Below are 25,533 nucleotides of genomic sequence, written 5' to 3' on the forward strand. Positions count from 1 at the left end.
TGAATCGGCCTGGGTTTCGTTCCGTTCTTGAAGCAAGGATGGAACACGATGAACCAGAAGTACTCTCCCGAGATGCGCGAGCGCGCGCTGCGGATGCTCGATGAGGCCAAGGCCTCCGGTGAGCACTCGAATCTGATGTCCGCCGTGCGGCATGTTGCGGGGCTCCTCGGCATGAGCGCGGAGACGCTGCGGGTGTGGCATCGCCGCCGCGAGGTCGACGCCGGCGCGAAGCCCGGTGTCCCGAGCGATGTCGCTGAGGAGAACAAGCGCCTGCGCCGCGAGGTGGCCGAGCTGCGAAAGGCGAATGAGATCCTCAAGGCTGCGAGCGTGTTTTTCGCGAAGGAGCTCGACCGGCCCTGACCGAGATGATCCGCTTCATCGACGAGTATCGAGAGCGGTTCGGGGTCGAGCTCATCTGCCGGACGCTGCGCCCGGCAGTGCAGGGATTCATCACGTCCCGCGGGTATCGCGCCGCGAAGACCCGCGTAGCCTCCGCCCGGCAGCTGCGCGACGAGCTGCTGGTGCCCGAGGTCGCCAGGCTGCATGCGGAGAACTACGGCGTCTACGGGCGGCGGAAGATGCATGCTCTCCTGAAACGGCAGGGGTGGGACATCGGCCGCGACCAGACCGAGCGCCTCATGCGCCTCGCGGGAGTGCGTGGGGTTCGCAAGTCGAAGAAGGTGTTCACGACCAGGCCGGACAAGGCGCAGGCCCTACCGCGGGACCTCGTCCAGCGGCGGTTCCGTGCGGACGCGCCGCGCCGACTCTGGGTTGCAGACATCACGTATGTGGCCACCTGGGCGGGCTTCGCATACGTCGCGTTCGTCACCGACGTCTATTCACGTCGGATCGTGGGCTGGAACGTCGCGGCGACGCTGCGCGCGGAGGTGCTGCCGCTGCAAGCGCTGGACATGGCCGCCTGGGGCGCGGACGGCCCGCTGGACGGGCTGATCCATCACGCCGATCACGGCTCGAACTACATGTCGATGGTCTACACCGACCGGGTCGTCGAGCTTGGCGCAACACCCTCGACGGGAACCGTCGGGGACTCGTATGACAACGCCCTCGCCGAGGCGGTCAACAACCTCTACAAGACCGAGCTGATCCGCCAGCGCGGCCCCTGGAGGACCGTCGAGCAGGTCGAGCTCGCGACGCTCGAATGGGTGTGGTGGTGGAACCATCAACGCCTGCACGGCGAACTCGGCATGCGCACCCCGATCGAGATCGAGGACGCGTACTACGCTGACCTCGAATCAGGCCTCCCGGCGACCGCCGGACAGGGAAACCGATAGGAACGAAACCCAGGCCGATTCANCAAACAGCCGAGCCGACGGACGGTGTCGCTCCACGGACTGTCGGCAGCCATCGCGGCGATGCGTTCATCGAGACGATCACGGCGGGCCGTGATCGTGATCACACTGTCGTAGGCTTCGTCGAACGCGGCCTGAACCAGGGGCGAGTCGAAGCGCTGCCGCTTGAGCCAGGCGTCGTGGGCGCCGACCCAGGCCTGCCCGCCCGAGTAGACGATCCCGTGGCGCAGCAGGAGCTTCGACAACCGGTGTCGGGCTCGCATCAGATCACTGCGGCAGTCCTCGCGGGCGCGGACGAGGTCGCGGGCAGCTTCGTTGAGCTCGTCGGGGACGGTGACCGCCGAGTACGCATCCAGCCGCAACAATGTTGACAGGTGTTCGGCGTCGATCGCATCGGTCTTCACGCGGCTGCCTGAGGGGCGTTGCAGTTTGGATGGGGCCGCAACGACCGTCCTGATGTCACTGGCCAGCAACGTCCTGGCCAGGCCATAGCCGGTTGGGCCGGCTTCATNAACCTCTACAAGACCGAGCTGATCCGCCAGCGCGGCCCCTGGAGGACCGTCGAGCAGGTCGAGCTCGCGACGCTCGAATGGGTGTGGTGGTGGAACCATCAACGCCTGCACGGCGAACTCGGCATGCGCACCCCGATCGAGATCGAGGACGCGTACTACGCTGACCTCGAATCAGGCCTCCCGGCGACCGCCGGACAGGGAAACCGATAGGAACGAAACCCAGGCCGATTCAGACCGCCGAGTACGCATCCAGCCGCAACAACGTTGACAGGTGTTCGGCGTCGATCGCATCGGTCTTCACGCGGCTGCCTGAGGGGCGTTGCAGTTTGGATGGGGCCGCAACGACCGTCCTGATGTCACTGGCCAGCAACGTCCTGGCCAGGCCATAGCCGGTTGGGCCGGCTTCATAGATCGCCGCCGCTGGTCCGGGCAGGGCCTTGATCCATGCCGTCACTTCGGCGGGGTCGGGGCAGAGTCTTGCTTTGAAGATCTCGCCGGTCTGGACGTCCATGGCATGCGCCACGACGCTGCGGGCATGCACGTCCAGGCCAACACTCGTACGCTCGGTAAACAACCGGGGCCTCCCACGTATGTCGGAAAGGCCAGACAGGACGCCCCTGTCCGGCAACCCACGAATCGTTGCGCGGCGAGGCCCCGGCCTGCCAGAGCCTCACCCCCGATCGGGGTCACCCATACCGTCTAGCTACTTCGACCTGAAAAAGTCCAAGGGGTGTCGGCCCTGAATTGAGGTCTGACTAGGTGAGATGATGGTCCCGTCTTCTGGGGAGAGGAACGAGACCATCGTGTTACGCACTGTAGGTGATCAACCGTCGTTGTGGGAGTCTCTGCTGCCGGCGGAGTTGTTGGTGTTGCCGGTCGAGCGCGGATCCTCCACCCCCACGACGACTACCCCCGCGTCACCCACCTGTTCAACCTCACCCACGCCTCCACAGCCACCCTCGACCGCGCCGCGGCGAAGTAGGCCAGGGTGCCGCCGCGGCGGTACTCGAACTCGACCCTGCGGGTCCTGCCGGGGCCGGTGGGTAGTCCTGGGTGGCGGCGTTGCAGGGCTTGGAGTTGGGACTTTTCGTCGGCGCTGATCACGTACTCGTCGGCTCCGAGGGCGACGCCTTCCCAGTGTCGGTCGTAGAGGTCGAGGACCCGGGCGGCTTTGGGGGCGAAGTCGGGATCTCGGGGGAAGATCCAGGACCGGTGCTGCCAGGGTTTGATCGCGTCCTTGTCCAGCCAGCGTCGGACCGTGCTCGGGCTGATCGCCTCGACCATGCCCTGGGTCGCGGCTTCGGCGGCCAGTTCGGCGCTGGACCAGCGCGCCAACGGCGCCTGGCTGTGGGCCGGTGGGGTGCAGGCCAGCGCCTTGATCTGGGCGATCTGGACCCGGGTGAAGAGTGGCGGTCGCCCCGATCGGGGCAGATCCTTCAACCCTGCCAGGCCGTGTTCGGCGTAGCGTTTGCGCCACTTGCGGACCGTGTCAACATGCACGCGGAGGTCGGCGGCGATCGTGGCGTTCGGGTGACCCTGGGCAGCGGCCAGGACGATACGGGCGCGGATGACCTGGCGGTGCTCGCCACGGGCGGAGGCGGCTCGACGGGTCAAGACGGTGAGGTCGGCGGCGGTGGGCACGATGACAAACGGGGAAGACGTCACCATGGCTTCCTTTGTCCCCCTCCGTGCCGCCTCGGCGGTGGCGACACGCCGCAGGAACCCTGCGGTGGGTCCACGATGGGGACATGGTGAAGATCCCGGAATCGACGAAGGACTCGCTGGAGTACCGGCTGGCCGCCCGAGCCCGGGAACGCTGGCCCGCCCTGGGCCGCGTCACAGTCCGTTTCCGGGCGGGGTTCGCCTACGTCGACGGAGTGCTCCCTGACGGGGAAATCCTCAAGCTGTGCCGGCTGCACTACGTCGGCTACGCCAATCAGTGGCGTTTCGCGATCTACCGCGCCAGCCACGACGACTACCAGGAATCATTCCTGCCCACCGGCGCCATGGCCGGCCCCGCCGAAGACGCCCTCGACACCGCCTGCGGTCTCTACCTCGGCGACCCCACCGCCTGGACCTAAACCCCCGACGAACTAACGAAGATGACCACTAGCGGAGCCGACGCGCCACGATCGCGCGGGTGCCGTCGTTGGTCCTGGCGAGGATGACGGTCGCCGACGCGCGCCCGGAGGGCTTTAGCCGCCGTCGCAGCTCGGCGGGGTCGACGTCGATGGCCCGCTTCTTGATCTCGAGCGTGCCGACGCGGTTGGCGCGCACCCAGGCCCGCAGCGCCCTCACGTCGTAGTCGAGCACGTCGAGGACCTCGAAGCTCGTCATCGACGGCGAATCCAGCGGCGAGTCGGTGGAGACGTAGGCGACCTGCCCGTCGAGCAGCCACGCGTCGGCCCCGGCCAGCGCCTCGCCGATGACGCCCGCCCTGATGACGGCGCCGTCGGGCTCGTGGACGAACCGGCCGAGCGGGGCCACCGGGAGCTCGACGGCGGCCTCCCCCGCCGGGCGCCACACCGTCACCGGTTCCTCGGCCACGCCCAGCAGCACGGCCCCGACGCCAGGGGAGAGCCGGTTCCACAGCGATACCTCCACCACGTCGCCGCCGTCGCTCACCCAGCTGGCGCGAACGCCGTCGGGGATGAGTTCCTTCGGCAGCCCCGGCCCGAGCTTGACGCACGTGAACCGCTCCGAGGTCAGGTGGTCGAGCACCAGCGACCACGGCGGCGTGAAGTCGGCCACCCGCCACGTCCGGCCGTGGGCGCCGCGGCGGGCCGGGTCGAGGAAGACCGCCCCCGTCGATGGCACGGCAACGTCCTCGGCCAGCCCCACCGACGCCGCTGCCCCGCCCACGAGGGCGAGGTTGAACGCCGCGACCCGCGCCGTCGCCTCGTCGGCGTCGACGGCGTGCACCCGGATCCCCGCCTCCGCGAAGGCCATCGCGTCAGCGCCGATCCCGCAGCCGAGGTCCCACACCTCGCCGACCCCCGCCTCGCGGAACCGCTCCGCCCGCCAGCGGCGCACGGAGTCGCGCGTGGCCTGCTCCACGCCGTCGGAGGTGAACAGCATCTCGCTGGCCCGCCCGAACTTCATCAGTCCCCGACGGCGCAACGCCGCCTGGGTGAGGGCCCAAGCGGCGTCGTCGGCACCGAACCGCGCCCGCAGCCGCTCGCCCGCGCCGAGCGACGACGGGTCGGGCTCGGCCATCGCGGCCGCGAGCGCCTCGAGGTTCACGCGAGCGGCTTCGGCGCCGTCGCGAGGATCCCCATGTGGTCGGTGCCGTCGACCTCGAAGTACGTCGGCGCCCACCCATTCACCGATGGCGTCATGAGGTAGTGGTCGATCCGCGCGAACGCCGGGATCCACGGGTGCCCGACGGGCCACGTCGGGTCCCACGTCTCGCCCCATAAGCGGGTCGAGGCCGTGTTGACGGCGCCCGCGTCGACGACGCCCCGCATGGTGTGGTGCTGGTCGATGGCGTTGAAGTCGCCGACGAGCAGCATCCGCTCGTCGAGGTGGCGCTCGACGAGGTCGGCGACCAGTTCGCCGTCGCGCGCCCAGGCGTCGGCGCCGAGCTGCGGCGGGGCCGCATGGATGCCGGCGACGAGCCACTCGGTCTCGGCCACCGTCGTGCGCACGACGATGTTGTCGAACGGGTGTCGAGCGCCTCGACCACCTCCAGCGGCGTCCGGCTGAAGAATCGGGTGCCACCGGCGTCGGTGCGGATGGTGCCCTGGGCGTGCGGGAACTCGGCGGCGAGGGCGGAGGCGAGGAACTCCGCCTCCAGTTCCGGGGTGTGCTCGATGAACACGATGACGTCGACCCAGTCATTGACGCGCGTGGCGACGGCGGCGAGGTCGCCGTTGCCGTACTGCATGTTGACGGCCAGCACGCCGATGCCGCGCTCGGCGGGGGTGGCGTCGATCTGCGGCCGGGGCAGCGGCCAGAGCGGGAAGCTCCAGTACGCGCCCAGGGCCACGAGCAGCCCCAGCGCCACCCAGCGGCGCCAGTGCGTCAGCGCGAGCACGAGCCCGAGCAGGCAGAGCAGCGTCGGGACCCACAGGAACGGGATGAACGTGGCGGCCGCGATGAGCCAGGGGTGCCACGTATGGACGACGGTGACGACACTGAGAAGGAGCAGCGCGACGGCGACCAGCCCGAAGCCGACCGCCACCACCCACCCCAGCCCGCGGAGCCAGCGGGACGGGGTGGCGGTCACAGCAGGCTCATCCGCCATGCATCGTCGACGCTCGTGCCGCCGTCGTAGGGGATGACGCCGTGGAACTGGCGCACCGTCTCGTCGAACACCAGGGGGACGAAGTGCCGGTCCCCATCCCACATCGGCAAGTCCATGACCATGGACACATCGTGCCAGCCGAGGGGTCCTTCCTCTGAGGCCTCGGACGGCTCCCCGTCGAACGCGGTGACGAGGAAGACGAACCCGAACACGTCGCGCCCGTTGAACCCGGGCCAGGACACGGTCCCGCGGAGCTCCATGTCTGTGACCTTGATGCCGGCCTCCTCGCGGATCTCGCGCCGCATCGCCTCGGCGATGTCCTCGCCCGGCTCGACCTTGCCGCCGAGCCCGTTGTACTTGCCGAGCTGCTCGTCGTCGGACCGGGAGATCCGGTGGACGAGCAGCACCCGACGGCGGTCCGGGCTGAGGATGTAGCCCAGCGTCGTCAGTTCCGGCGCATACGGCATGTCAGGACTCGGTGCGCGGGCCCCGGGCGTCGTAGTCGAGCTCGCGGGTGTCGAGCTCCACGACCTCGTCGCCCAGCTCCTTGAGCAGCTCGTAGCGCGCCTCGCGGCGCTCCCGCTGCTCGATCGGGTCCGGGACGGGCGCCGCGGCCAGGAGACGCCGCGTGTACTCCTCCTGCGGGTGGAGCAGGACGTCCTCGCGCGTACCCTTCTCGACGATCTTGCCGTACTGCATCACGACGACGCGGTGCGCGAGCGAGTCGATGACGGCGAGGTCGTGGGAGATGAACAGGCAGGCGAAGCCGAACTCGCGCTGCAGTTCGGTGAACATGGCGAGCACGGACGCCTGGACGGACACGTCGAGTGCCGAGGTGGGCTCGTCGGCGACCAGCAGGTCGGGGCTGAGCGACAGCGCGCGGGCGATGGACACGCGCTGGCGCTGTCCGCCGGACAGCTCGTGCGGGTACCGGTTGTAGACGCTGCGCGGCAGCTGGACCGCGTCGAGGAGCTCGTGGACACGCGCCTCGCGTTCCTTGGCGTTGCCCACCTTGTGCACGCTCATCGGTTCGGCGATGACGTCGCCGATCGGGAACCGCGGGTTCAGCGACGCGGCGGGATCCTGGAAGATCACGCCGATGCGCTTGCGCAGCGACTTCAGCTCGTGGCCGCGCAGGCCGAGCAGGTTCTGGTCGAGGACCCGCACCTCGCCGGACTTCGACGGGATGAGGCCGAGCAGGGCACGCCCGATGGTCGACTTGCCCGATCCGGATTCGCCGACGAGGCCGACGATCTCGCCGCGACGCACGTCGAAGCTCACGCCGTCGACGGCGCGGAACGGCTTCTTGCCGGCGCGGTGGTACTCGACGACGAGGTCGCGCACGTCGAGGGCGGCCTCGGCGGTCGGCTCCACCGGGTTGGGCGCCACGCCGAACTGGCCGTGGCCCTCCCCCAGGCGCGGCACGGCCGCCAGAAGCCGCTTCGTGTAGGGGTGCTGCGGCTGCAGCAGGACCTGCTCGACGGGCCCGCGCTCGACGATGGTGCCCTTGAACATTACGGCGACGTTGTCGGCCATGTCGGCCACGACGCCCATGTTGTGCGTGATCAGCAGGATGCCGGTGTTGAGCTTGTCCTTCAGCGACCGCAGGAGGTCGAGGATCTCGGCCTGGACGGTGACGTCGAGGGCGGTGGTGGGCTCGTCGGCGATGATGACGTCCGGGTCGCAGGCCAGCGCCATCGCGATGACGACGCGCTGCCGCATGCCGCCCGACAGCTCGTGCGGGAACTGCTTGGCGCGGCGCTCGGCGTTGGGGATGCCGACGGCGTTGAGCAGGTCGACGGCGCGGCTCCACGCGTCACGGCCGAACGCGACGCCGTGCACCTCCATGGCCTCCGTGAGCTGCTCGCCGACGGTGATGACGGGGTTGAGCGCTGTCATCGGCTCCTGGAAGACCATGGCGACGCGGTTGCCGCGCAGGGAGCGGAGCTGGCGGCCCGAGAGCTGGCCGATGGACTTGTCCGTGACCAGGGTGTCGCCCTGGATGCGGGCGGTCTTGGGCAGCAGTCCGAGCGCCGTGGTCGCGGTGACGGACTTGCCCGAGCCCGACTCGCCCACGAGCGCCATCACTTCGCCGGGCTCCACGCTGAGCGTGATGCCCTTGACGGCGTGCACGGTGCCGAACTCGGTGCGGAACTGGACGTCGAGCTTGTCGAACTTGAGGACCGGGTTCTCGCCGGTGAAGCGGGGGGTGGTGGTCATGGTCGGGCTCCTCAGTCCATCTGCTGGCGGGGATCGAACGCGTCGCGCAGGCCGTCGCCGATGAAGTTGACGCACAGGGCCACGGCGACGATGAACACGCCCGGCCACCAGAACAGCCAGGGGCGGGTGCTCAGCGCGTTCTGGTTCTCGGAGATGAGCAGGCCCAGCGACGTGTTCGGCGGCCTGACCCCGAAGCCCAGGTAGGACAGCGCGGTCTCCACGAGGATCGCGGCCGAGATGAGCAGCGTCGCGTTGACGATGATCGTGCCGAGAGCGTTGGGCAGGATGTGCCGGACGATGATGCGCCACGGGGAGGTGCCGACGGCGCGCGCGGCGGCGACGAACTCCCGTTCGCGCAGGGAGAGGACCTCGCCGCGGACGAGCCGGGCCAGACCGGTCCACGACACGAGCGCGAGCATGCCGGCCAGCGCGAAGATGCCGCCGACGTTGCCGGCCATGCGGCCGAGGACGGCGGCCAGCACCAGCGTCGGGATGATGATGAACAGGTCGGTGACGCGCATGAGGAACGACTCGGCGAGGCCGCGGAAGTAGCCGGCCGCGGCGCCCACCAGGGTGCCGATGATCGTGGCGGCGATACCGACGGTGAAGGCGATCGCCAGGGAGTTCTGCGTGCCCAGCATCACCAGCGCGAAGTAGTCCTTGCCGATGGTGCTCTGGCCGAAGGGGTGCTCGCCGATCGAGAACGGCCACAGGGTGAGGGTCGGGGCGCCGCCCACCTCCTGGATCGGGTAGAGGTCGACGTGGTTCTTGCTCCACCAGCCGGGGATCGGGCCGAACCCGATCGACGTGATGGCCAGGAGCGCGATGAGGATCAGGAAGGTCAGCGAGATCATCGCGCCGCGGTGCCGCAGGAAGCGGCGCAGGACGAGGCGCCCCTGCGAGTACGACTTGTCGGTCGTCGTGACCTCGTCGGGCATGCTCTCGAGCTCGTAGTCGGCCTCGTGGACCTGGTCGAGCTGGGCGGGGTTGTTCGGTTCAGTCATGGTTGACCCTCACTTCCTAGCGGGCGATCCGCGGGTCGAGGATGGCGTAGGCGATGTCCGCCAGCATGTTCATGGTGACGGCGGCCGTCCCGGTGACCAGGTAGAAGGCCATGACGGGCGCCGGGTCGACGGCCGCGAGGCCCGTGCGGAAGAGGTTGCCCATCCCCTGCCAGCCGAAGACCGTCTCGGTGATGACCGCGCCGCCGATGAGGCCGGCGAAGTCGAACGCCACGATGGTGGCCAGCGGGATGAGCGAGTTGCGCAGCGCGTGCCGCGTGATGACCTTGCGCTCGGAGATGCCCTTGCTGCGCGCGGTGCGGATGTAGTCCTGGTTGAGCACGTCCAGCATCGAGGCGCGCGTGTAGCGCGTGTAGGAGGCGATGGAGATGAGCATGAGCGTCACCGTCGGCAGGACCAGGTGCGTCAGCGCGTCGAGCGAGTGCATCCAGAACGTCGACTCGTAGTTCGGCGTGGCCGAGCCGATGGTCGGGATGGGCCGCGGCTGCTCCCTGAGGTACCCCGACCAGTTGGACAGCAGCAGATCGGCGATCGCCAGCAGCGACGCCAGCAGCGCTGTCACGACGGAGGCGAGGGTGGCCTGGCGACGGGAGAATCCGCCCAACAGCTGGCCCGCCGCGACGGCGACCGCGATGGCGGCGACGAAGCACACCAGCAGGATCGGGATGGTTGCGCTGGTCATGAGGAACCCGCGCACGGCGATGTAGCCGACGAGCGCGACGCCGGCCGTCGCGGCGACGGCGTTGCGTACCCGCTGGTTGTGGAAGCCCGACGTCAAGACGATGACCAGCACGGCGGCGCCGACGACGCCCAGCACGTAGACGGGGATGCCGATGGCCGGGCGGCGGAACCAGGTGACCAGGTCGAAGTAGGTGAGGATGGCGGCGATGCCGGCGGCGACGGCGCCGAACGTGATGAGGCGACGCTTGAGGTCGCCGCCGAGGGCGGCCTGCAGGATGAAGGCCAGCACGGCCGCGACCGCGAGGATGACCGGCCAACTGAGGTCGGCGTCGACGATCCAGTTGTTGAACTCGATGGCCGCGTAGTGCTTGAGCAGCACGCCGAGCCAGAAGACGGGCAGCGAGAAGGCGACGAACGCGAAGAGCGTGACGCCGTAGTCGAAGCCGGAATACTGCCGAATGGCGGTGATGATGCCGAGGATGACGCCGATGACGATGGCCAGGAGCGAGGCGAGCACCACGAGGCGCAGCGTGGACGCCGCCGCGGTGGCGACCAGCGCGTTGACTGACTGGCCGTTGATCGCGGTGCCGAGGTCGCACTGCCCGACGAGACACTTCGACGCGCCGGTCAGCCAGTCCCAGTACCGCTCGTACCACGGCATGTCGAGGCCCATGTTCTCGATCCGCTGCCGGATGCGGTTCTCCCGGTTGGGGTCGTTCGACTCCCGGAGGTCCTGCAGTGGGTCGCCCGAGTTGATGACGAGCACGTACAGCAACAGTGACCCGAGCACGAGGATCGCCAGCGAGATCCCCAGGCGTTTCGCGATGAACTTGAGCAAGATCGGTCCTTCGACATGGTCCGGGCGCCTTCAGCGGCGCCCCATCCGCCGCATACTACGGCAGCGGGCAGAGTGGATGAAATGGTGTATGCACGGGAATCGGGGCAGGTGACGCGCGGCCACCTGCCCCGATCCGTTACTGATTACTGACTGGTGTGGTCAGCCGGGTCACTGGGCGACCCACTGTGGGGCGTTCCACGACACCTGGTCCTGCGTGGCGGTGGCGCGCACGTTCTGCAGGGTGGAGTCGTAGGCGACGACCAGCGGGTGGGCGTACAGCGGGATACCGAACAGCGAGTCCCACAGCTCCTTCTCGATGATCTTGGTCTGCTCGAGGTGGACGCTCTCGTCGAGGGTGGCGACGAGCTCGGCCCAGGCCGCGTCGACGGTCTCGTTCGAGTACTTGCCGTAGTTCTGTCCCTTGTTGGTGGCGTAGATGTTCTCACCCGAGGTGATCTGGCCGGAGCCGGCCCAGGCGAACAGGGCCACCTCGTAGTCGCCGTTGACGAGCGCGTTGGAGAAGAAGTCCTCGGCGCTGGCGTCGATCACGTTGAAGCCGGCGTCCTTGCAGGACGACTGGATCGCGGCGACGGTCTCGGTGCGGCGCTGGTTACCGGAGCGGTAGCCGATGCGGACATCGATCGGGGTCGCCACACCGGCGGCGGCGATGAGTTCCTTCGACTTCTCGATGTCGACGGTGTCGTAGCGGCCGTCGTAGGACTCGCCGATGACCTCGTCGTAGTTGTCCTGGAACGGGAACACCTCGCGCGCGTTCATCAGCTCGGTCTCCGGGGAGATCGGCTTGATGAGCGTGTCGACGATCTGCTGACGCGGCACGCAGTAGGCGAACGCCTCGCGCAGCTGCAGGCCGGTGTCCGGGTTGCCGAACACGTTGTTCTCGCGGAAGTTGAAGTCCAGGTGCTCCCACGTCAGGGACGATCCGGACTCGATGGTGACGGCCGAGCCGAGGGCCTCGAGCTGGCCGACGGTGTCGACGGTGGCCTGCGGCTGGATGACCTGGACGTCCTTGTTGCCCAGGGCCTGGACCTGCTGCGCGTCGTCGATGAACCGGAAGACCAGGTCGCGGGTGGCGGCCGGGGTGCCCCAGTACTGCTCGTTGGCGGTCAGGGTCAGGGAGTTACCGGCCTGCCAGCTGCCCTCCTTGAGGACGTACGGGCCGGAGGACGGGGTGAGAGCCGCGTCGGGGAGCTCGCCGGGGTTGAAGATCCAGCCCTCGTTCCAGAACGTGGCGGCGGACTTCACGGTCTCGGCGTCGCGGTCGATCACGGCCTGCGCCAGCGCGCCGGGCTCGAGGCCGGCCTCACGGGCGATGACGTGCTCGGGGAGCGCCGAGGTGACGATGATCCGGTAGTCCGGGTTCGGCGCCGAGTAGGTGACGGTGAACTCCTTGGAGCCGACCTCACCCTCGGGGCCTTCGGGGACGTACTGCGCGAACGACGTCGACACGTGGTCGAAGACCGCCGAGGCCTCGGGATCCTCGCCGCTGGCGAAGCCGGGGGCGATGAACTCGGGGTTCTGGGCCGCCCAGTCCATGAGGTAGTCGTTGATGGTCACCGGGGTGCCGTCGGACCAGACGGCGTCCTCGTTGATCGTGTACTTGATCGTCAGCGGGTCCTCGGAGGTCACCTCGTAGGTGCCGAAGTCCGTGTTGTCGCAGATCGTGCCGTCGGTACCGAAGTACACGAAGCTGGAGAACATGTGGGCCGCGATGACCGAGTTGTAGGTCGAGTACGTAGCGTTGGTGATCGAGTTGTAGCCACTCCAGTCGCCGGGGCCGGCGGTGTAGCGGACCTCACCGTCCTTCGTCTCGGTGATGCCGACGTCCTGCAGGCAGCCCGCGGCTGCCGAGTCGCCGTCGGTGCCGCCGCTGGCGGACGCGGATGCCGACGCCGAGCCGGTGGCGGTGGCGTCGGGATCGGTGGCGTCGGGGCTGGTGCAGGCGCCGAGCAGCAGTGCGCTGCCGAGCACCAGACCAAGGGACGCCTTGGTTCCCTGGAACTTCATTCTTTCTCCTAAGTCGTAGACCGACGGAAAAGCGGCCCGACGGGCCATGTGTTCCAGGAACATAGCCAAGGCACGTTCAAATCGGCTAGGGCCACGCGGTGTTTGACACCAGATCGTTACCAATCTGTGGCCTAGCGCACCAAAATCAGACGACGACGGTGCCGACGGGCAGGCCGGAGTCGGCCGAGATGCCCAGCCCGGAGGGCGGAAGGCCGGCCCGGATGGCCTCGCTGCCGACGGCGGCGATCATGGCGCCGTTGTCGGTGCAGAGCGCGGGCCTGGGTCGACGCAGCTCGATGCCGGCTGCCGCGGCCCGCTCCTCGAGCAGGGTCCGCAGCCGGGAGTTGGCCGCCACCCCGCCCCCGATGAGGATGGAGCTGACGCCCAGGTGCTGCGCCGCGTCGACCGTCTTGGCGGTGAGGACGTCGCAGACGGCCTCCTGGAAGCTGGCCGCGACGTCGGCCACCGGGACGGGCTCGCCGTCGAGGCGGCGCTGCTCGACCCAGCGGGCCACGGACGTCTTGAGCCCCGAGAAGGAGAAGTCGAAGCGGTGCCGGTCGAGGTCGTGCCGGGCCGTGAGGCCGCGCGGGAACCGGATGAACGTCGGGTCACCCTCCTGCGCCGCCTTGTCGATGACGGGCCCGCCGGGGTACGGGAGTCCTAGGAGGCGAGCCACCTTGTCGTACGCCTCGCCGGCCGCGTCGTCGATGGTGGAGCCGACCTCCGTGATGCGGGTGGCGATGTCCTCGACGTGCAGCAGCTGCGTGTGGCCGCCGGAGACGAGCAGCGCCAGCGACGGCATGGGCAACTCGCCGTGGTCGAGCAGGTCGACCGCGACGTGCCCGACGAGGTGGTTGACGCCGTAGAGGGGCTTGCCCAGGTAGGCGGCGAGCGCCTTGGCCGACGCCAGACCCACGACCAGGGAGCCCATCAGGCCGGGTCCCGCCGTCACGGCGATGGCGTCGAGGTCGGCCAGATCGACGTCGGCCTTGGCGGCCGCGCGCTCCAGCGTCGGAATGAGGGCCGACAGGTGTGCCCGACTGGCGACCTCGGGCACGACGCCACCGAAGCGGACGTGCAGGTCGACCGAGCTGGCCACCTCGTTGGCCAGCAGCGTGCGTCCCCGCACGATGCCGACGCCGGTCTCGTCGCAGGACGACTCCAGTCCGAGCACCAGGGGTTCACTCATCGCCGCTCTCCTCCATCTCCCACATGCCGACCGAGTCGGCGTCGACGCCCTCGAGCCGTCGCTCCAGGATGAGCGCGTCGGCGCCGGGGCCGTAATAGTCCGGGCGGGTGGCAACCGGGGCGAAGCCGAACCCGCGGTACAGCTGGATGGCCGCATCGTTGGAGTCCTCGACTTCGAGCAGCATGCGGTGCGCCCCCTCGCCGATCGCCCACTGCAGGCCGGCCACGAGCATCACGCGGGCGAACCCCAGGCGCCGCTGGTGCGGGGCCACGACGATGCGGTGCAGGTCCGCCACGTCGTCGACGAGCTGGAAGGCGGCCACCCCGATCGTGTCGCCCTCCCTCCCCCGCGCAACGAGGATGAGGCGTCCGGGGCCGGACAGCTCCTGGAGCCATGACTCCGCGGACCAGGGCGTGCCGAAGTGGGCCTCGAGCGCCAGGATGTCGGACAGGTCCGACGGCGCCGCGGTCTCGACGATCATCGTCGGACCCGCAGCCGCGGGAGCGCGGACTTCGGCCTGCCGGGCACCGTCGCATCCGCCGGGCGGAGGTAGAACGGCTCGTCCCCCGCGGGCGCGAGGTCGGCCCAGCGGGCCGCCAGCACGGCGGGGTCCAGCGCGTCGGGCCCCTGGACGTCGAGCCCGGCGCGGTAGGCCTCCGGCACGGCGCCCGCGACGGGGAGCGCGGGCAGCTCATCGGGGGCGGTCACGCGAGGTCCGTCGACGCGGACGCCGTCGGCGCCGTAGCGCGCCCAGTACAGCTCCTTGCGGCGCGCGTCGGCGGCGACGAGGAAGTCGTCGGGCGCCCCGAGGTCCGCCCACTGGCGGGCCACCACGTCGAGGGAGCAGACGCCGTGGACGGGGCGCCCCGCGGTGTGCGCGAGGGTCCAGGCCGTCGCGACGCCGACCCGCAGCCCCGTGAACGGGCCGGGGCCCATGCCGACGGCGAACTCGTCGATGTCCGTCAGCGCGATGCCCGCGTCGGCGCACGCCCGCAGGATCGACGGCATGAGTTCTTCGGCGTGCGCGCGGGTGTCGTCGACGACCACGCGCGCGACGGGCCGGCCGTCGCGGGCCAGGCCGACGGCGACGGCGTGGCTGGTGTCGATGCCGAGCGTCCAGGTCATCGGGTCTCCCTGAGTGCGTCGAGGGCCCCGGCCCAGCGGGGGCCGAAGCCGGTGAGGTAGACGGTGCGCTGGTCCGAGTCGACGCCGCGGACGATGTCGATCTCCAGCCGGTCGTCGGCCAGCCACTCGGCCAGGCCGTGGCCCCACTCGATGAGCGTGACGGAGTCCGCCAGCGAGGCGTCGAGGTCGATGTCGGCGAGTTCGAGGGAGCCGCCCAGGCGGTAGGCGTCGACGTGCACGAGGGCTGGGCCGTCGCCGCGGGCGGGGTGCACCCGCGACAGGACGAAAGTCGGGGAGATGACCGGTCCCTCGACGTCGAGCCCGGCGCCGATGCCCTGGGTGAGCGTCGTCTTGCCCGCCCCGAGGTCCCCGGACGCGACGATGACGTCGCCCTTCCGGAGCAGGCGTGCGAGCCGCCGGCCCAGCCGCTGCATGTCGTCGGCGGTGGGGACGTCGACCACGACGGGGAGGTCGCGGCCCATGTGGAAGCCGTAGGGAGCGGGCGCCACCACGTCGAACCCGTGGTCCTTCCACCACGCGACCAACTGCGGGAACTCCTCGCGCGCGAACAGGGCCGCTCGCCGGGCACCGAGGTCCGCGGCCACGGTCAGCGCGCTCTCGACCAGCGCCCTGGCGACGCCCTGCCCGCTGGCCTCGGGGAGGACCGAGACGCGGCGCAGGGTGGCGGTGTCGTCGGCGATGTCGACGAGCAGGCCGGCGATGATCGCCCCGTCCCGCTCGACGACGATGCCGTAGCCGTCGGTCAGCGCGCGCTCGATGTCGGCGACCTCGTCGGCCAGCGCCTCCGCCGGCGGGTCGACCGCCGGGCGGGCCGAGAACGCGGCGTGGATGACTCGCAGCAGCTCAGGGGCGTCGGCGGGATCGGCGACCCGCACCCTCACGTCGGAAGTGTCCATCGGCGCAGAATCCTACGCTCTCACCACCGGTCGTTGCGGTAGCCGCCACGGCGGCCCCGCCCCTGGTCGCGGCCGCGTCGCTGACCCTCGGGGCGCTTGCGCTGCTGCGGCTTGGGCGCGATGAGCCTCAGGTAGTCCTCCTCGGCGATCGCCACGCCGGAGGTGGGCCGGGCGCCGGTGGCGTCGCGGAGTTCGGGCGAGCCGGGCTCGGCCTCGATGAAGGCGGCCCCCACCCCGGCCTGGTCGAGGAGTCGGCGGCCCGTCTTGCGCTGGTGCGGCAGGACGATGGTCGCGACGACGCCCTCCTGGCCAGCGCGGGCGGTGCGCCCGGAGCGGTGGAGGTAGTCCTTGGAGTCGCGGGGCGGGTCTACCTGGAGGACCAGGGTCACGTCGTCGACGTGGATGCCGCGCGCCGCCACGTCGGTGGCGACCAGCACCGGAACGGTGCCCTCGCGGAACGCCGCCAGGATCCGGGCGCGGGCTCCCTGGGTGAGGCCGCCGTGCAGCGCCCCCGCCATCACGCCGGCGTCGCGGAGCTGGCCCGCGATGCGGTCGGTGCCCAGCTGGGTGCGGGCGAACAGCACGGTCCGGCCGTCGCGGTTGGCGATCTCGGCGGTGACCTGGTTCTTGTGGTGCGGCTTCACCAGCAGCGGCCGGTGCACCATGGTGGCCACCGAGTTCTTGCCCGAGTCGACCTCGTGGGTGACCGGGTCGTGCAGGTAGGCCTTGACGAGGGCCCCGACGGCGTTGTCCAGCGTCGCGGAGAACAGCAGCCGCTGCCCGTGCTCGGGCGTGGCGTCCAGCAGCGAGCGGACCTCGGTGAGGAAGCCCATGTCGGCCATGTGGTCGGCCTCGTCGAGGACGGTGACCTCGACCTGGCTGAGGTCGGCGGCCCCCTGCTCCAGGAGGTCGATGAGGCGGCCGGGGGTGGCCACGACGACGTCGACGCCGCGCTCGAAGGCGCGCAGCTGCGGCCCGTACGACATGCCGCCCGCCACCAGCGTCAGGTCCAGCCCGACGGCGGCCGCGAGCGGAGACAGGACGTCGGCGATCTGCAGCGCCAGCTCGCGGGTCGGCGTGAGGATGACAGCGCGGGGCGAACCGACCGGGCTGCCCTCGGCGAGGCGCGTGAGCATCGGCAGGCCGAACGCCAGCGTCTTACCGGAGCCCGTGCGGCCGCGGCCGAGCACGTCCCGGCCGGCGATGGCGTCACCGATGGTGGCGGCCTGGATGGGGAAGGGCTCCGTGATGCCCTGCGCGGAGAGCTGGCGCACGAGCGACTCGGCGACGCCGAGCTCGAAGAATCCCGACGTGACGTCGCCCTGGACCTCCTCGGCCACGCCCGCGGTCCAGCTCATCTGGTCGGTCTCGACGTCGTGGGAGTCCGGGCGCGTGTCGTGGTGGCGGCCGCGGCGGTCGTCGTGGCCACGGGGCTCGTGCGGGCGGCGGATGTCGAGGTGCGGCGGGCGCGACGCGGGGCGGTGGTGCCCGCGGTCGTCGCGGCGCGGCCGGTCGTCGCGGTCCTGGAACCGGTCGTCACGACGGGGACGGTCATCACGCGACTGGAACCGGTCGTTACGACGGGGACGGTCATCACGCGACTGGAACCGGTCATCACGACGCGGACGGTCATCACGCGACTGGAACCGGTCGTTACGACGGGGACGGTCATCACGCGACTGGAACCGGTCATCACGACGCGGACGGTCATCACGCGACTGGAACCGGTCATCGCGACGCGGACGATCGTCGCGCGACGGCTGGCGGTCGTCGGCGTCGCGGTAGCGAGGCCGATCGTCGCGGTTGCGGTCCTCGCGCTGCGGGCGGTCGTCGCGGTCGCGGTCGCGGTAGCGCGGGCGGTCGTCGCGGTCCTGCCGCGGAGCGCGGTCCTCTCCCGGTGCGGCGGAGGCGGGGGGACCGAACTGCAGCGCGCGGCGCTGCTTGCGGTTCAACGGCTCGCCCGACTCGTTCGAGTCCCGGCGGTTGGCCCGACGCTGCGGGGAGTGGCCCTTGGCGGCGCGCTGCTCGGCGGACCAGCGCTGCTTTCGGCGTGGTGCATTCATGATGTAAGAGATCCTCTGCGGGTGATGGGGGCCCAGGAACCGGGCCACGGGCCCACATGCGGGGCCACTGAAACATGCCCGCTCATCTGTCACACGCTGGCGTTGATCGCCTTACCGGGCCCGTCGAGTCTACGGGATGCCGCGAGATTCTCCGAATCGACGCCCGTGACGGGCGGGCAGAACCGTCACCGGCTGTTCATGGGACGTTCGCCGCAGCCGGGGGCGGTGGTCATCTCGCTGCATAGGATCGAGGTGTGCGGGTTGCCATCGTCGCGGAGTCGTTCCTCCCCAGCGTCAACGGGGTCACGAACTCGGTGCTGCGTGTCCTCGAGCACCTGCGTGCCGCCGGGCACGAGGCGATGGTCATCGCCCCGGCCGTCGGCGACCGGACGCCGCGCGAGTACTGCGGGTTCCCCGTCGAGACCGTCGCCAGCGTCGGGCTGCCGGGCTACGACGTCGTCCGGGTCGTGACCACACCGTCGCAGACCATCGCCCGCATCATCACGGGCTTCGCCCCCGACGTGATCCACCTGGCCTCGCCGGTCGTCGTGGGCTTCAAGGCGGCCTCGGTGGCGGCCCGGCTGGGGATCCCGATGGTGGGCATCTACCAGACCGAGGTGCCGACGTACGCGGCCCGCTACGGCTTCCCGCAGGCCGAGCCGCTCCTGTGGCACCACGTTCGCCAGGTGCACTCGCTGGCGTCCCTGAACTTCGCGCCCTCGACCTTCGCCCGGGACCAGCTGCTCGCCCAGGGCGTGCCGCGGGTGGGGGTCTGGGGACGGGGCGTGGACTCGGCCCGCTTCGACCCGGCGCGCCGCAGCTCCGCGTTCCGCCGCCGCCACGCGCCGGGCGGGGAGCGGCTCATCGGCTACATGGGCAGGCTCGCCGTCGAGAAGCGGGTCGAGGATCTCGCCACGATCGCGGACCTCCCCGGGACCCGCCTGGTGGTCATCGGCGACGGGCCGCTGCGCGGGCAGCTCGAGGCCACGCTCCCCCGCGCCCGCTTCCTCGGCGAGCTGGGCGGCGACGAGCTCGCCGACGCGCTGGCCAGCCTCGACCTGTTCGTGCACCCCGGGGAACTGGAGACCTTCGGCCAGTCGATCCAGGAGGCGAAGGCCTCGGGTCTGCCGGTCATCGCGCCGAGGCGCGGCGGGCCGATCGACCTCGTCGACCACTCGCGCACGGGCTGGCTCTACCGCCCGGGGGACCTCGCAGCGATGCGGGCCCACGTGGTCGACCTCATCGGCGACGACGCCAAGCGCGCCGCCTTCGGGCGCGCCGCGCGCGCCTCCACGCTGGACCGGACGTGGGAGCGCGTGTGCTCCGAACTGGTCGGCCACTACCGCAAGGCGATCGCCAAGTCGGTGCGTGGCGGTCAGCTGATCGCCTGAGGTTTACCAGGCCCGGCGGGCGGCCGCGACCTCGATCAGGGCGTCGCGGAGCCGCGGCTCCACGTCGACCGTCGCCAACTCCTGCACCAGCGCCAGGCCCTCCAGACTGGTGACCGCGCGCCACGCGGCCTCCTTCACCGCGAACTCGATCTCCGCGGCATCGAGGACCCGGAAGGCCTCGCCCGCGACGTCCAGCGGCCGCGGCACTGCCCCCACGAGGCGCACCGACACACCGGCGGCGAGGTCGACGTCGCCGAGGTCGACGCGCAAGGCAGGGGCGAGCAGCTCGTCGACCACCTCGCGCGGCTCAGCGACGTCCAGCCGCCGCTCCCCCACGACCACCTCGACGGCCGCCACGCGTGCCACGCCGACGACGTCGACCGCCACGGCGCGCACGTCCGGTCCCGGACGGTCCTGCGTGACGTGGAGCTCCAGGTCCGCCGTGCCGTCGGCCAGGACGTGCAGCGTCTGCCGCATCCGCGTCTGCCGCCGCTCCTCGGGACCCGGCTCGGCCGACCCGTCGTCCTCGACCAGCCTCGATTCCCCGGCGCCCGGGAACACGCGCAGCTCGAGGGCCCGCGGCGCCGTGGTCACGTCCGCCATCGGGTCCGCCTGCAGCGCCACGACGGCGCCCGCCCGGGCGAGGACCGGGTAGCGGCCGAGGTCGCGGTGGAGCTGGACGCGGCGCCCGCCGTCGTAGCGGCGCCCGGTGAACAGGTCGAACCAGGCCCCCTCCGGGAGCCACGCCCGCACGGCGGCGATGTGCGTCCTCGGCTCCGCCGGGCTGGTGATCGGCGCCAGCAGGAGGTGGTCGCCCACCATACTCTGGCCCGGGACCTGATAGGCGTCACCCTTGTCTGGGTGGTCGTGGTACATGGGGCGCACCAGCGCGACCTGCTCCAGGTGTGCGGCCCAGGCCCCGGTGTACAGGTAGGGCACGAGCCGGTGCCGGAGCCGCAGGAAGGCGGCCATCACCCGCTCGGCCGCGGGGCCGTAGCCCCAGGGCTCCTTCGAGGCGAAGGGACTCGACGACGAGTGCAGGCGGTTGATCGGGGAGAACACCCCCAGCTGGAACCAGCGCACCGCCATCTCGACGTCCCGCGACCCGAACATGTGGCCGCCGATGTCGTGGCTCCACCACGGGTAGCCGATGTTGGCCGCCGTCGCGGTGAAGTACGGCTGGAAGTCCAGCGACGCCCACGTGGTGATGGTGTCGCCTGAGAAACCCACCGGGTAGCGGTGGCTGCCCGGCCCGGCGTAGCGGGAGAACGTGAGCGGGCGCCGGCCCTCACGCCCCGAGTCAACGTAGTGGATGTGGTTGAGCATCCACAGCGGGTCCAGGCCTGGCACGGCGGTGGCGCCGCCGGACTGCCAGTCGATCCACCAGAAGTCGACCCCCTGCTCCTCCAGCGGGTGGTGGACCAGCCGCAGGTAGGCGTCGACGAACTCTCGCGACGTCACGTCGAACTCGACGGCGGTTCCGGACTCCGGGTCGATGCCGACGGCGCGCGCCACCTCCGGATAGGCCTCCTCGTGGCGGCGGATGCCGTCGGCCGGGTGGACGTTGAGCGTCACGGCGAGACCGCGGTCGTGCAGGGCCGCGAGGAACGCGGGCGGGTCGGGGAAGAGGTCGCGGTTCCACGTGTACCCGGTCCACCCCGTCCCGATCGCCGGGTCCACGTCCACGACGTGCCAGTCCATGTCGATGACCGCCACCGACAGCGGGATCCGCTCGGCTCGGAAGCGGTCCATGACCCCCACGTACTCGTCGGCCCGGTACGGCCAGTAGCGGCTCCACCAGTTGCCCAGCACGTGGCGCGGGACGAGGGGGACGGGGCCGGTGAGGCGGTGGAAGTCCGCCAGGGCGGCGCGATAGTCGCGGCCGTGGCCGAAGAGGTAGAGGTCCTGGCCGCGTCCCGGGCGGGCCTGGATCCAGCCGTCGGCGCCCAAGAGCACCGACGTCGAGTCGTCGAGCACGGCGAACCCGTAGGTGGCGAGGATTCCGGGCTCCAGCTCGCAGGCCCCGTCGGCCTCGTCGAGCGTCCGCGCGGTGCCGAGCAGGTTGCCGCGGCCGGGCAGGTCCTGCGGGTAGCTCTCTCCGTAGCGCCAGGTGGCGTAGTGGGGGTCCGCGGCTCCCCTGGTCAGCGTGACGCTCAGGCCGGACGCGGTGAAGGGGCCGCCGTCGTAGCGCAGCCGCAGGTGCGAGGTGCGGATCTCCAGCCCGTCGCCGATGCGCTCGACGGAGAAGTCCGGCAGGCCGAAGTCGCGCTCGACGACGACCTGGGTGCGCTCGTCGACGAAGCGGCCGGCCTCGTCCCATTCCATGCGGATGAGCCGCTCACTGAGGACGGTGAAGCGGTACGTGGGACCGGCGACCACGGCGTCGGGATGGGCTGGCGCGGGGACTCCGTCAGACATGGCGAACATCGAGGCGTGTCCTCTCCCGCGCCGGGCCTCAGCTGTCGTCGGACGGCGCGTGCGTGTGGTAGGTGTCCTGCTCCTCGGTGAACTCCTTCACCGGGGCGGTCAGCTCGATGACCTGACCGTCGTCGAACGATAGCGTGCAGTCGATCTCCTCGCCGCCCGCCGGCAGCTCGCGCGCCAGGTCCATGAGCATCACGTGCGGACCGCCGGGCGCGAGGTGCGCGTGTTCCCCCGCGGGGACGGGGAGGCCGCCGTCGACTTCCTGCATGAGCATCTCGCCGTCCACCATCACCATCTCGTGCAGCTCGACCTTCCCAGCCACGTCGCCGCAGTCGGCCGCGACCAGGGTGCGGTCCTCCTGCGTCGGGTTGGTGAGGTTGACGAACAGGGCGGTCATGTCCGGCCGTTCGGTGCCGACGGTGGCGCGGACCCACGGGTCGGCGGCGAGGATGCCCGGGGTCGCGGAGTCGGCCGGGCCGGAACAGGCGGCGAGAGCGACGACGGCGGCGGCGACGGGGATGCTGGTCCACTTCACGCGGCCAGCGTAACCGACATCGCATACCCCAGGGGGTACCCATACCCGGTGGGGGATCCTTGGCACCCGGACAGACTCTCGTAGACTCGGCACCATGCCCGATCCTCGCCTCAGTCGACGTCACGTCTTCGGCTACGCCGGCGCGGCGGGGCTGGGCGGCGCCGCCGGGGTGGTCGCCGGCCGGGCCACCGCGGGGTCCGACGACGACGCCGCCGCCCAGCGCGTCGGCGGGCGCACGTACCCCGCCCACGGGGACCATCAGTCGGGCATCCTCACCCCCACCCCGGCCGTCGGCGAACTCGTCGCGTTCGACCTGCTCCCCTCGGTCGACCGCACCGCGCTCGGTCGCCTCATGCGCGTGTGGAGCGGTGACGTCGCGGCCCTCGCCGCCGGCCGCCCGGTCCCAGGCGACGCGGCCCCGGACCTCGCCCAGGCCGGCGTGTCCCTGTCGATCCTCATCGGGCTGGGGCCCCGCGTGTTCGACCTTCCCGGTCTCGCCGCGGCCCGCCCGACGGGGTTCCAGGAGATCCCCCCGATGGCCCACGACCGGCTCGAGGACCGGTGGAGCGGCGGCGACCTGCTGGCCTGGGTGTCGGCCGACGACGCCACCTCGGTGGCCCACGCCGTCCGGCGGCTGACGACCGACGCGGCGCCCTTCGCCCGGCCGCGGTGGACCCAGCGCGGGTCCTGGCGTCCGGTGGACGCCGACGGCAATCCCGTCACCGGCCGCAACCTGTTCGGGCAGCTCGACGGCAGCGCCAATCCCAGCGGCGAGACGCTCACCGCCACCGTGTTCTCCACCGACGGCTGGCTCGCCGGCGGCACCCAGCTCGTCGTGCGCCGCATCGAGATGAACCTGGCCACGTGGGATGAGCTGACGCGGGACCGCCAGGAGCGGGTCATCGGCCGGGCCCTGGACACGGGGGCGCCGCTCACGGGGACCGCGGAGCACGACGACGTCGACCTCACCGCAGCCGTCGACGGCGTACCCGTCATCGCGGCTGACGCCCACGCCCGCGTCGCGCACCCCTCGCACAATTCCGGGCGCCGGATGCTCCGCCGCGGACTCAACTACACCCACGAGGAGTGGATCGACGGCTCCTGGACCAGCAGCGCCGGGCTCATCTTCACGGCGTTCCAGGCCAGCATCGCGGACCAGTTCATCCCGGTGCAGCGCATGCTCGACCAGGGCGACGCCCTCAACGAGTGGACCACGGCCATCGGTTCGGCCGTCTTCGTCATCCCGCCCGGGTTCGCCGAGGGCGCCTGGCTGGCCCAGGGCCTACTGGGGGACTGAGGCGAGCAACTCCGCGACGGTGGCCGGCACCCGCCGGGCCAGTTCGTCCGGCGGATGAGGACCGGGGTTGCGGGCCGCGGTGATGGCCTGGACGCTCGCCCCCACGACGCCCGCGCGCCACGCGGGGAGCCCCGCGGCCAGGAGCGAGCCGCAGATGCCGGCCAACACGTCTCCGGATCCGGCCTGCGCGGTCCAGCCCGGCCCCGCCACCGCGACGGTCACGCGCCCCGACGGTTCGGCCACGTACTGCGTCGCCCCCTTGAGCAGCACCGCCGCGCCGGTGTGACGCGCCACCTCGCGGACGCACACGAGCGGCTCGGCCTCCACATGCGCCCGGGTGCACCCCAGCATGCGGGCGAGCTCGCCGGCGTGCGGGGTGAGCAGCCAGCCGTCGAGCCGACCGGCGGGCAGAGCGTGCAGGGCGTCGGCGTCGACGACCGCGGGCACGCCATGGAGCCGCGCGGCGGACACGCGGCCCTCGCTGCCCTCGCCGTCGCCCCAGCCGGAACCCAACACCATCGCCTGGGCGCGCCCCTCCCCCATCACGACGCTGGGGAACCGGCTCAGCACCAGCCCGGACGGCACGCGCCCCGTGTAGCGAACCATGCCGGCCCCCGCGTGCAGTGCGCCGGAGACGCTGAGCAGCGCGGCGCCCTGGTACTGCGCCGACCCGGTGTCGACCATGACCACGCCGCGGGAGTACTTGTCGGAGGCGGAGTGCGGCGCGGGCCACCAGGCCGCGACGTCGGACTCCTCCGCTTGGCGCAGCGACGTCGCGGGCACGTCCACCCCGATGTCGACGACGTGGACGCGGCCGCAACGGTCCGCCGCGGGTGCCTGGACGTGGCACGGCTTGACGGTGGCGAAGGTCACGGTGTCGTGGGCGTGGAAGCTCGGGTGCGCCCGTCCGCTGTCCGCGTCCAGTCCGCTGGGCAGGTCGACGGCGAGGACCGGCACCGCGGCCGCCTCGCACGCCGCGGCGAAGGTCGCGACCTCGTCGGGCAGGCCCGGCCGGGAACCCAGCCCGGTCACGGCGTCGATGACGAGCGTGGCGTCGGCGAGCGCGTCGAGCGCTCCCAGCGCATCGACCTCGGCGCAGCCGGCGGCGCGTGCCGCCGCCAGCCCGTCCTCGTGCCCCCGTTCCATCGCGAGCCACACGACCACCGGCCGGTCGGCCGCCAGATCCGCCGCCGCGAACAGGCCGTCGCCGCCGTTGTTGCCCGGCCCGGCCACGACCAGCACGGGTCCCGGGGGCGACGTGACCCGCGCGATCCGGGCCACCTCGGCCGCGGCGCGGCCCATGAGGTCGACTCCGGGTTCGGCCGCGAAGACGGCCTCCTCGGCGGCACGCATCTCGGCCGCGCTGATGACCGCCCTCATCGTTCGCACACCACCATGGCGGTCGCGAAGCCCCCGTCGTGGCTGATCGACAGGTGGATGCTCTCGATGCCCATCGCCGCGACCCGGGCGGCGACCGAGCCCGTGTTGACGAACCCCGGGTCGCCGTCGGCGTTCTTGGTGACCTCGCAGTCGAGCCAGCGCATGCCGCCCGGCGAGCCGAGGGCCTTGGCGAGGGCCTCCTTGGCCGCGAACCGCGCGGCCTGGGACTCGATGGAGAGCTCCAGCTCCGCGGGTGTCAACAGCCGCTCCGCGAGGCCCGGACGGCGCGCGAGCATCTCGCGGAAGCGCTCGATGACGCAGAGGTCGGTACCGATGCCCACGATCATGGGCGCCACTC

At 71.2% G+C, this 25,533-nt stretch carries 22 protein-coding genes and 2 pseudogenes; 5 read left to right on the forward strand and 19 right to left on the reverse strand.

Translation table 11 applies throughout. The features are described 5' to 3' along the window. Positions 1 to 48: 48 nt before the first annotated feature. Positions 49 to 1,292, forward strand: a protein-coding gene (locus ACFQPD_RS11835) for an IS3 family transposase (RefSeq protein WP_385900889.1) whose coding sequence is annotated in 2 segments (ribosomal slippage) — positions 49 to 334 and positions 334 to 1,292 — 1,245 coding nt in all. Because the reading frame shifts where the segments join, the coding sequence is not laid out codon by codon here. 23 nt (positions 1,293 to 1,315) lie between these two features. Here the strand turns inward: ACFQPD_RS11835 and ACFQPD_RS11840 are convergent. Next, positions 1,316 to 1,714, reverse strand: a pseudogene (locus ACFQPD_RS11840) (transposase); the annotation flags it as partial. A gap of 108 nt (positions 1,715 to 1,822) precedes the next feature. On the opposite strand from ACFQPD_RS11840, the pseudogene ACFQPD_RS11845 reads away from it, so the two are divergent. Further along, positions 1,823 to 2,032 (forward strand): annotated as a pseudogene (locus tag ACFQPD_RS11845) (integrase core domain-containing protein); the annotation flags it as partial. Positions 2,033 to 2,051: 19 nt separating this feature from the next. Here ACFQPD_RS11845 and ACFQPD_RS11850 read toward each other — a convergent pair. Both ACFQPD_RS11850 and ACFQPD_RS11855 read right to left on the reverse strand, forming a co-directional pair. Continuing rightward, complete coding sequence (locus tag ACFQPD_RS11850) at positions 2,052 to 2,363, reverse strand: hypothetical protein (RefSeq protein WP_385901075.1); 312 nt, start codon at positions 2,361 to 2,363, stop codon at positions 2,052 to 2,054. 365 nt (positions 2,364 to 2,728) lie between these two features. Continuing rightward, a complete protein-coding gene (locus tag ACFQPD_RS11855; RefSeq protein WP_385900890.1) occupies positions 2,729 to 3,487 on the reverse strand; it encodes an IS630 family transposase in 759 nt (252 codons plus the stop codon). 83 nt (positions 3,488 to 3,570) lie between these two features. Here ACFQPD_RS11855 and ACFQPD_RS11860 point away from each other — a divergent pair, with 83 nt between their 5' ends. Beyond that, positions 3,571 to 3,903, forward strand: coding sequence for a hypothetical protein (locus ACFQPD_RS11860; protein ID WP_385900891.1), 333 nt, complete (start codon positions 3,571 to 3,573; stop codon positions 3,901 to 3,903). A gap of 28 nt (positions 3,904 to 3,931) precedes the next feature. On the opposite strand, the gene ACFQPD_RS11865 is transcribed toward ACFQPD_RS11860, so the two are convergent. The 12 genes from ACFQPD_RS11865 to ACFQPD_RS11920 form a co-directional block, all read right to left on the reverse strand. Further along, positions 3,932 to 5,065 carry an SAM-dependent methyltransferase gene (locus ACFQPD_RS11865; RefSeq protein WP_385900893.1) on the reverse strand — a complete coding sequence of 378 codons (1,134 nt, stop codon included), beginning with the start codon at positions 5,063 to 5,065 and terminating at the stop codon, positions 3,932 to 3,934. Then, on the reverse strand, positions 5,062 to 5,658 hold the full coding sequence (locus ACFQPD_RS11870) for an endonuclease/exonuclease/phosphatase family protein (protein ID WP_385901077.1): 597 nt from the start codon (positions 5,656 to 5,658) through the stop codon (positions 5,062 to 5,064). The genes ACFQPD_RS11865 and ACFQPD_RS11870 overlap by 4 nt, the downstream gene beginning before the upstream one ends. Positions 5,659 to 6,046: 388 nt before the next feature. Beyond that, complete coding sequence (locus ACFQPD_RS11875; protein WP_385900894.1) at positions 6,047 to 6,535, reverse strand: NUDIX domain-containing protein; 489 nt, start codon at positions 6,533 to 6,535, stop codon at positions 6,047 to 6,049. Position 6,536: 1 nt separating this feature from the next. Next, positions 6,537 to 8,288, reverse strand: a complete 1,752-nt coding sequence (locus ACFQPD_RS11880) for an ABC transporter ATP-binding protein (protein ID WP_385900896.1) — start codon at positions 8,286 to 8,288, stop codon at positions 6,537 to 6,539. Between the two features lie 11 nt (positions 8,289 to 8,299). After that, complete coding sequence (locus ACFQPD_RS11885) at positions 8,300 to 9,292, reverse strand: ABC transporter permease (RefSeq protein WP_385900897.1); 993 nt, start codon at positions 9,290 to 9,292, stop codon at positions 8,300 to 8,302. Between the two features lie 16 nt (positions 9,293 to 9,308). Further along, a complete protein-coding gene (locus ACFQPD_RS11890) occupies positions 9,309 to 10,829 on the reverse strand; it encodes an ABC transporter permease (RefSeq protein ID WP_385900898.1) in 1,521 nt (506 codons plus the stop codon). A gap of 168 nt (positions 10,830 to 10,997) precedes the next feature. Then, on the reverse strand, positions 10,998 to 12,854 hold the full coding sequence (locus tag ACFQPD_RS11895) for an ABC transporter substrate-binding protein (protein ID WP_385900900.1): 1,857 nt from the start codon (positions 12,852 to 12,854) through the stop codon (positions 10,998 to 11,000). 145 nt (positions 12,855 to 12,999) lie between these two features. Further along, the gene (tsaD, locus tag ACFQPD_RS11900; RefSeq protein ID WP_385900901.1) at positions 13,000 to 14,043 is read right to left on the reverse strand and encodes a tRNA (adenosine(37)-N6)-threonylcarbamoyltransferase complex transferase subunit TsaD; all 1,044 of its coding nucleotides are present in this window, start codon (positions 14,041 to 14,043) and stop codon (positions 13,000 to 13,002) included. Next, complete coding sequence (locus ACFQPD_RS11905) at positions 14,036 to 14,524, reverse strand: GNAT family N-acetyltransferase (RefSeq protein ID WP_353081395.1); 489 nt, start codon at positions 14,522 to 14,524, stop codon at positions 14,036 to 14,038. The genes tsaD and ACFQPD_RS11905 overlap by 8 nt, the downstream gene beginning before the upstream one ends. Continuing rightward, complete coding sequence (tsaB, locus tag ACFQPD_RS11910; RefSeq protein ID WP_385900903.1) at positions 14,521 to 15,168, reverse strand: tRNA (adenosine(37)-N6)-threonylcarbamoyltransferase complex dimerization subunit type 1 TsaB; 648 nt, start codon at positions 15,166 to 15,168, stop codon at positions 14,521 to 14,523. Before tsaB ends, ACFQPD_RS11905 begins: the two co-directional genes overlap by 4 nt. Further along, positions 15,165 to 16,085, reverse strand: coding sequence for a tRNA (adenosine(37)-N6)-threonylcarbamoyltransferase complex ATPase subunit type 1 TsaE (gene tsaE / locus ACFQPD_RS11915; protein WP_068750728.1), 921 nt, complete (start codon positions 16,083 to 16,085; stop codon positions 15,165 to 15,167). The genes tsaB and tsaE overlap by 4 nt, the downstream gene beginning before the upstream one ends. 20 nt (positions 16,086 to 16,105) lie before the next feature. Then, on the reverse strand, positions 16,106 to 18,148 hold the full coding sequence (locus tag ACFQPD_RS11920; protein WP_385900905.1) for a DEAD/DEAH box helicase: 2,043 nt from the start codon (positions 18,146 to 18,148) through the stop codon (positions 16,106 to 16,108). A gap of 254 nt (positions 18,149 to 18,402) precedes the next feature. Here ACFQPD_RS11920 and ACFQPD_RS11925 point away from each other — a divergent pair, with 254 nt between their 5' ends. Continuing rightward, positions 18,403 to 19,539: a glycosyltransferase family 4 protein gene (locus tag ACFQPD_RS11925; protein WP_385900907.1), complete on the forward strand. Its 1,137-nt coding sequence runs from the start codon at positions 18,403 to 18,405 to the stop codon at positions 19,537 to 19,539. 3 nt (positions 19,540 to 19,542) lie between these two features. Here the strand turns inward: ACFQPD_RS11925 and ACFQPD_RS11930 are convergent, their stop codons facing one another. Together ACFQPD_RS11930 and ACFQPD_RS11935 are read right to left on the reverse strand one after the other, a co-directional pair. Beyond that, complete coding sequence (locus ACFQPD_RS11930) at positions 19,543 to 21,957, reverse strand: TIM-barrel domain-containing protein (protein WP_385900909.1); 2,415 nt, start codon at positions 21,955 to 21,957, stop codon at positions 19,543 to 19,545. Positions 21,958 to 21,994: 37 nt separating this feature from the next. Next, positions 21,995 to 22,498, reverse strand: a complete 504-nt coding sequence (locus ACFQPD_RS11935; RefSeq protein ID WP_385900910.1) for a copper chaperone PCu(A)C — start codon at positions 22,496 to 22,498, stop codon at positions 21,995 to 21,997. A 94-nt stretch (positions 22,499 to 22,592) separates the two neighbouring features. On the opposite strand from ACFQPD_RS11935, the gene ACFQPD_RS11940 reads away from it, so the two are divergent. Beyond that, positions 22,593 to 23,795, forward strand: coding sequence for a Dyp-type peroxidase (locus tag ACFQPD_RS11940; RefSeq protein ID WP_385900912.1), 1,203 nt, complete (start codon positions 22,593 to 22,595; stop codon positions 23,793 to 23,795). Here the strand turns inward: ACFQPD_RS11940 and ACFQPD_RS11945 are convergent. Both ACFQPD_RS11945 and ACFQPD_RS11950 read right to left on the reverse strand, forming a co-directional pair. Next, positions 23,781 to 25,175 carry an NAD(P)H-hydrate epimerase gene (locus ACFQPD_RS11945; RefSeq protein ID WP_385900913.1) on the reverse strand — a complete coding sequence of 465 codons (1,395 nt, stop codon included), beginning with the start codon at positions 25,173 to 25,175 and terminating at the stop codon, positions 23,781 to 23,783. The genes ACFQPD_RS11940 and ACFQPD_RS11945 overlap by 15 nt on opposite strands. Next, positions 25,172 to 25,522 (reverse strand): holo-ACP synthase, encoded by a 351-nt coding sequence (locus ACFQPD_RS11950; RefSeq protein ID WP_068750715.1) that lies wholly within the window; start codon positions 25,520 to 25,522, stop codon positions 25,172 to 25,174. The genes ACFQPD_RS11945 and ACFQPD_RS11950 overlap by 4 nt, the downstream gene beginning before the upstream one ends. Positions 25,523 to 25,533: the final 11 nt, after the last annotated feature.

It is taken from the genome of Tessaracoccus sp. O5.2, from assembly GCF_964266725.1.
GTDB classification, from domain to species: domain Bacteria; phylum Actinomycetota; class Actinomycetes; order Propionibacteriales; family Propionibacteriaceae; genus Arachnia; species Arachnia lapidicapta.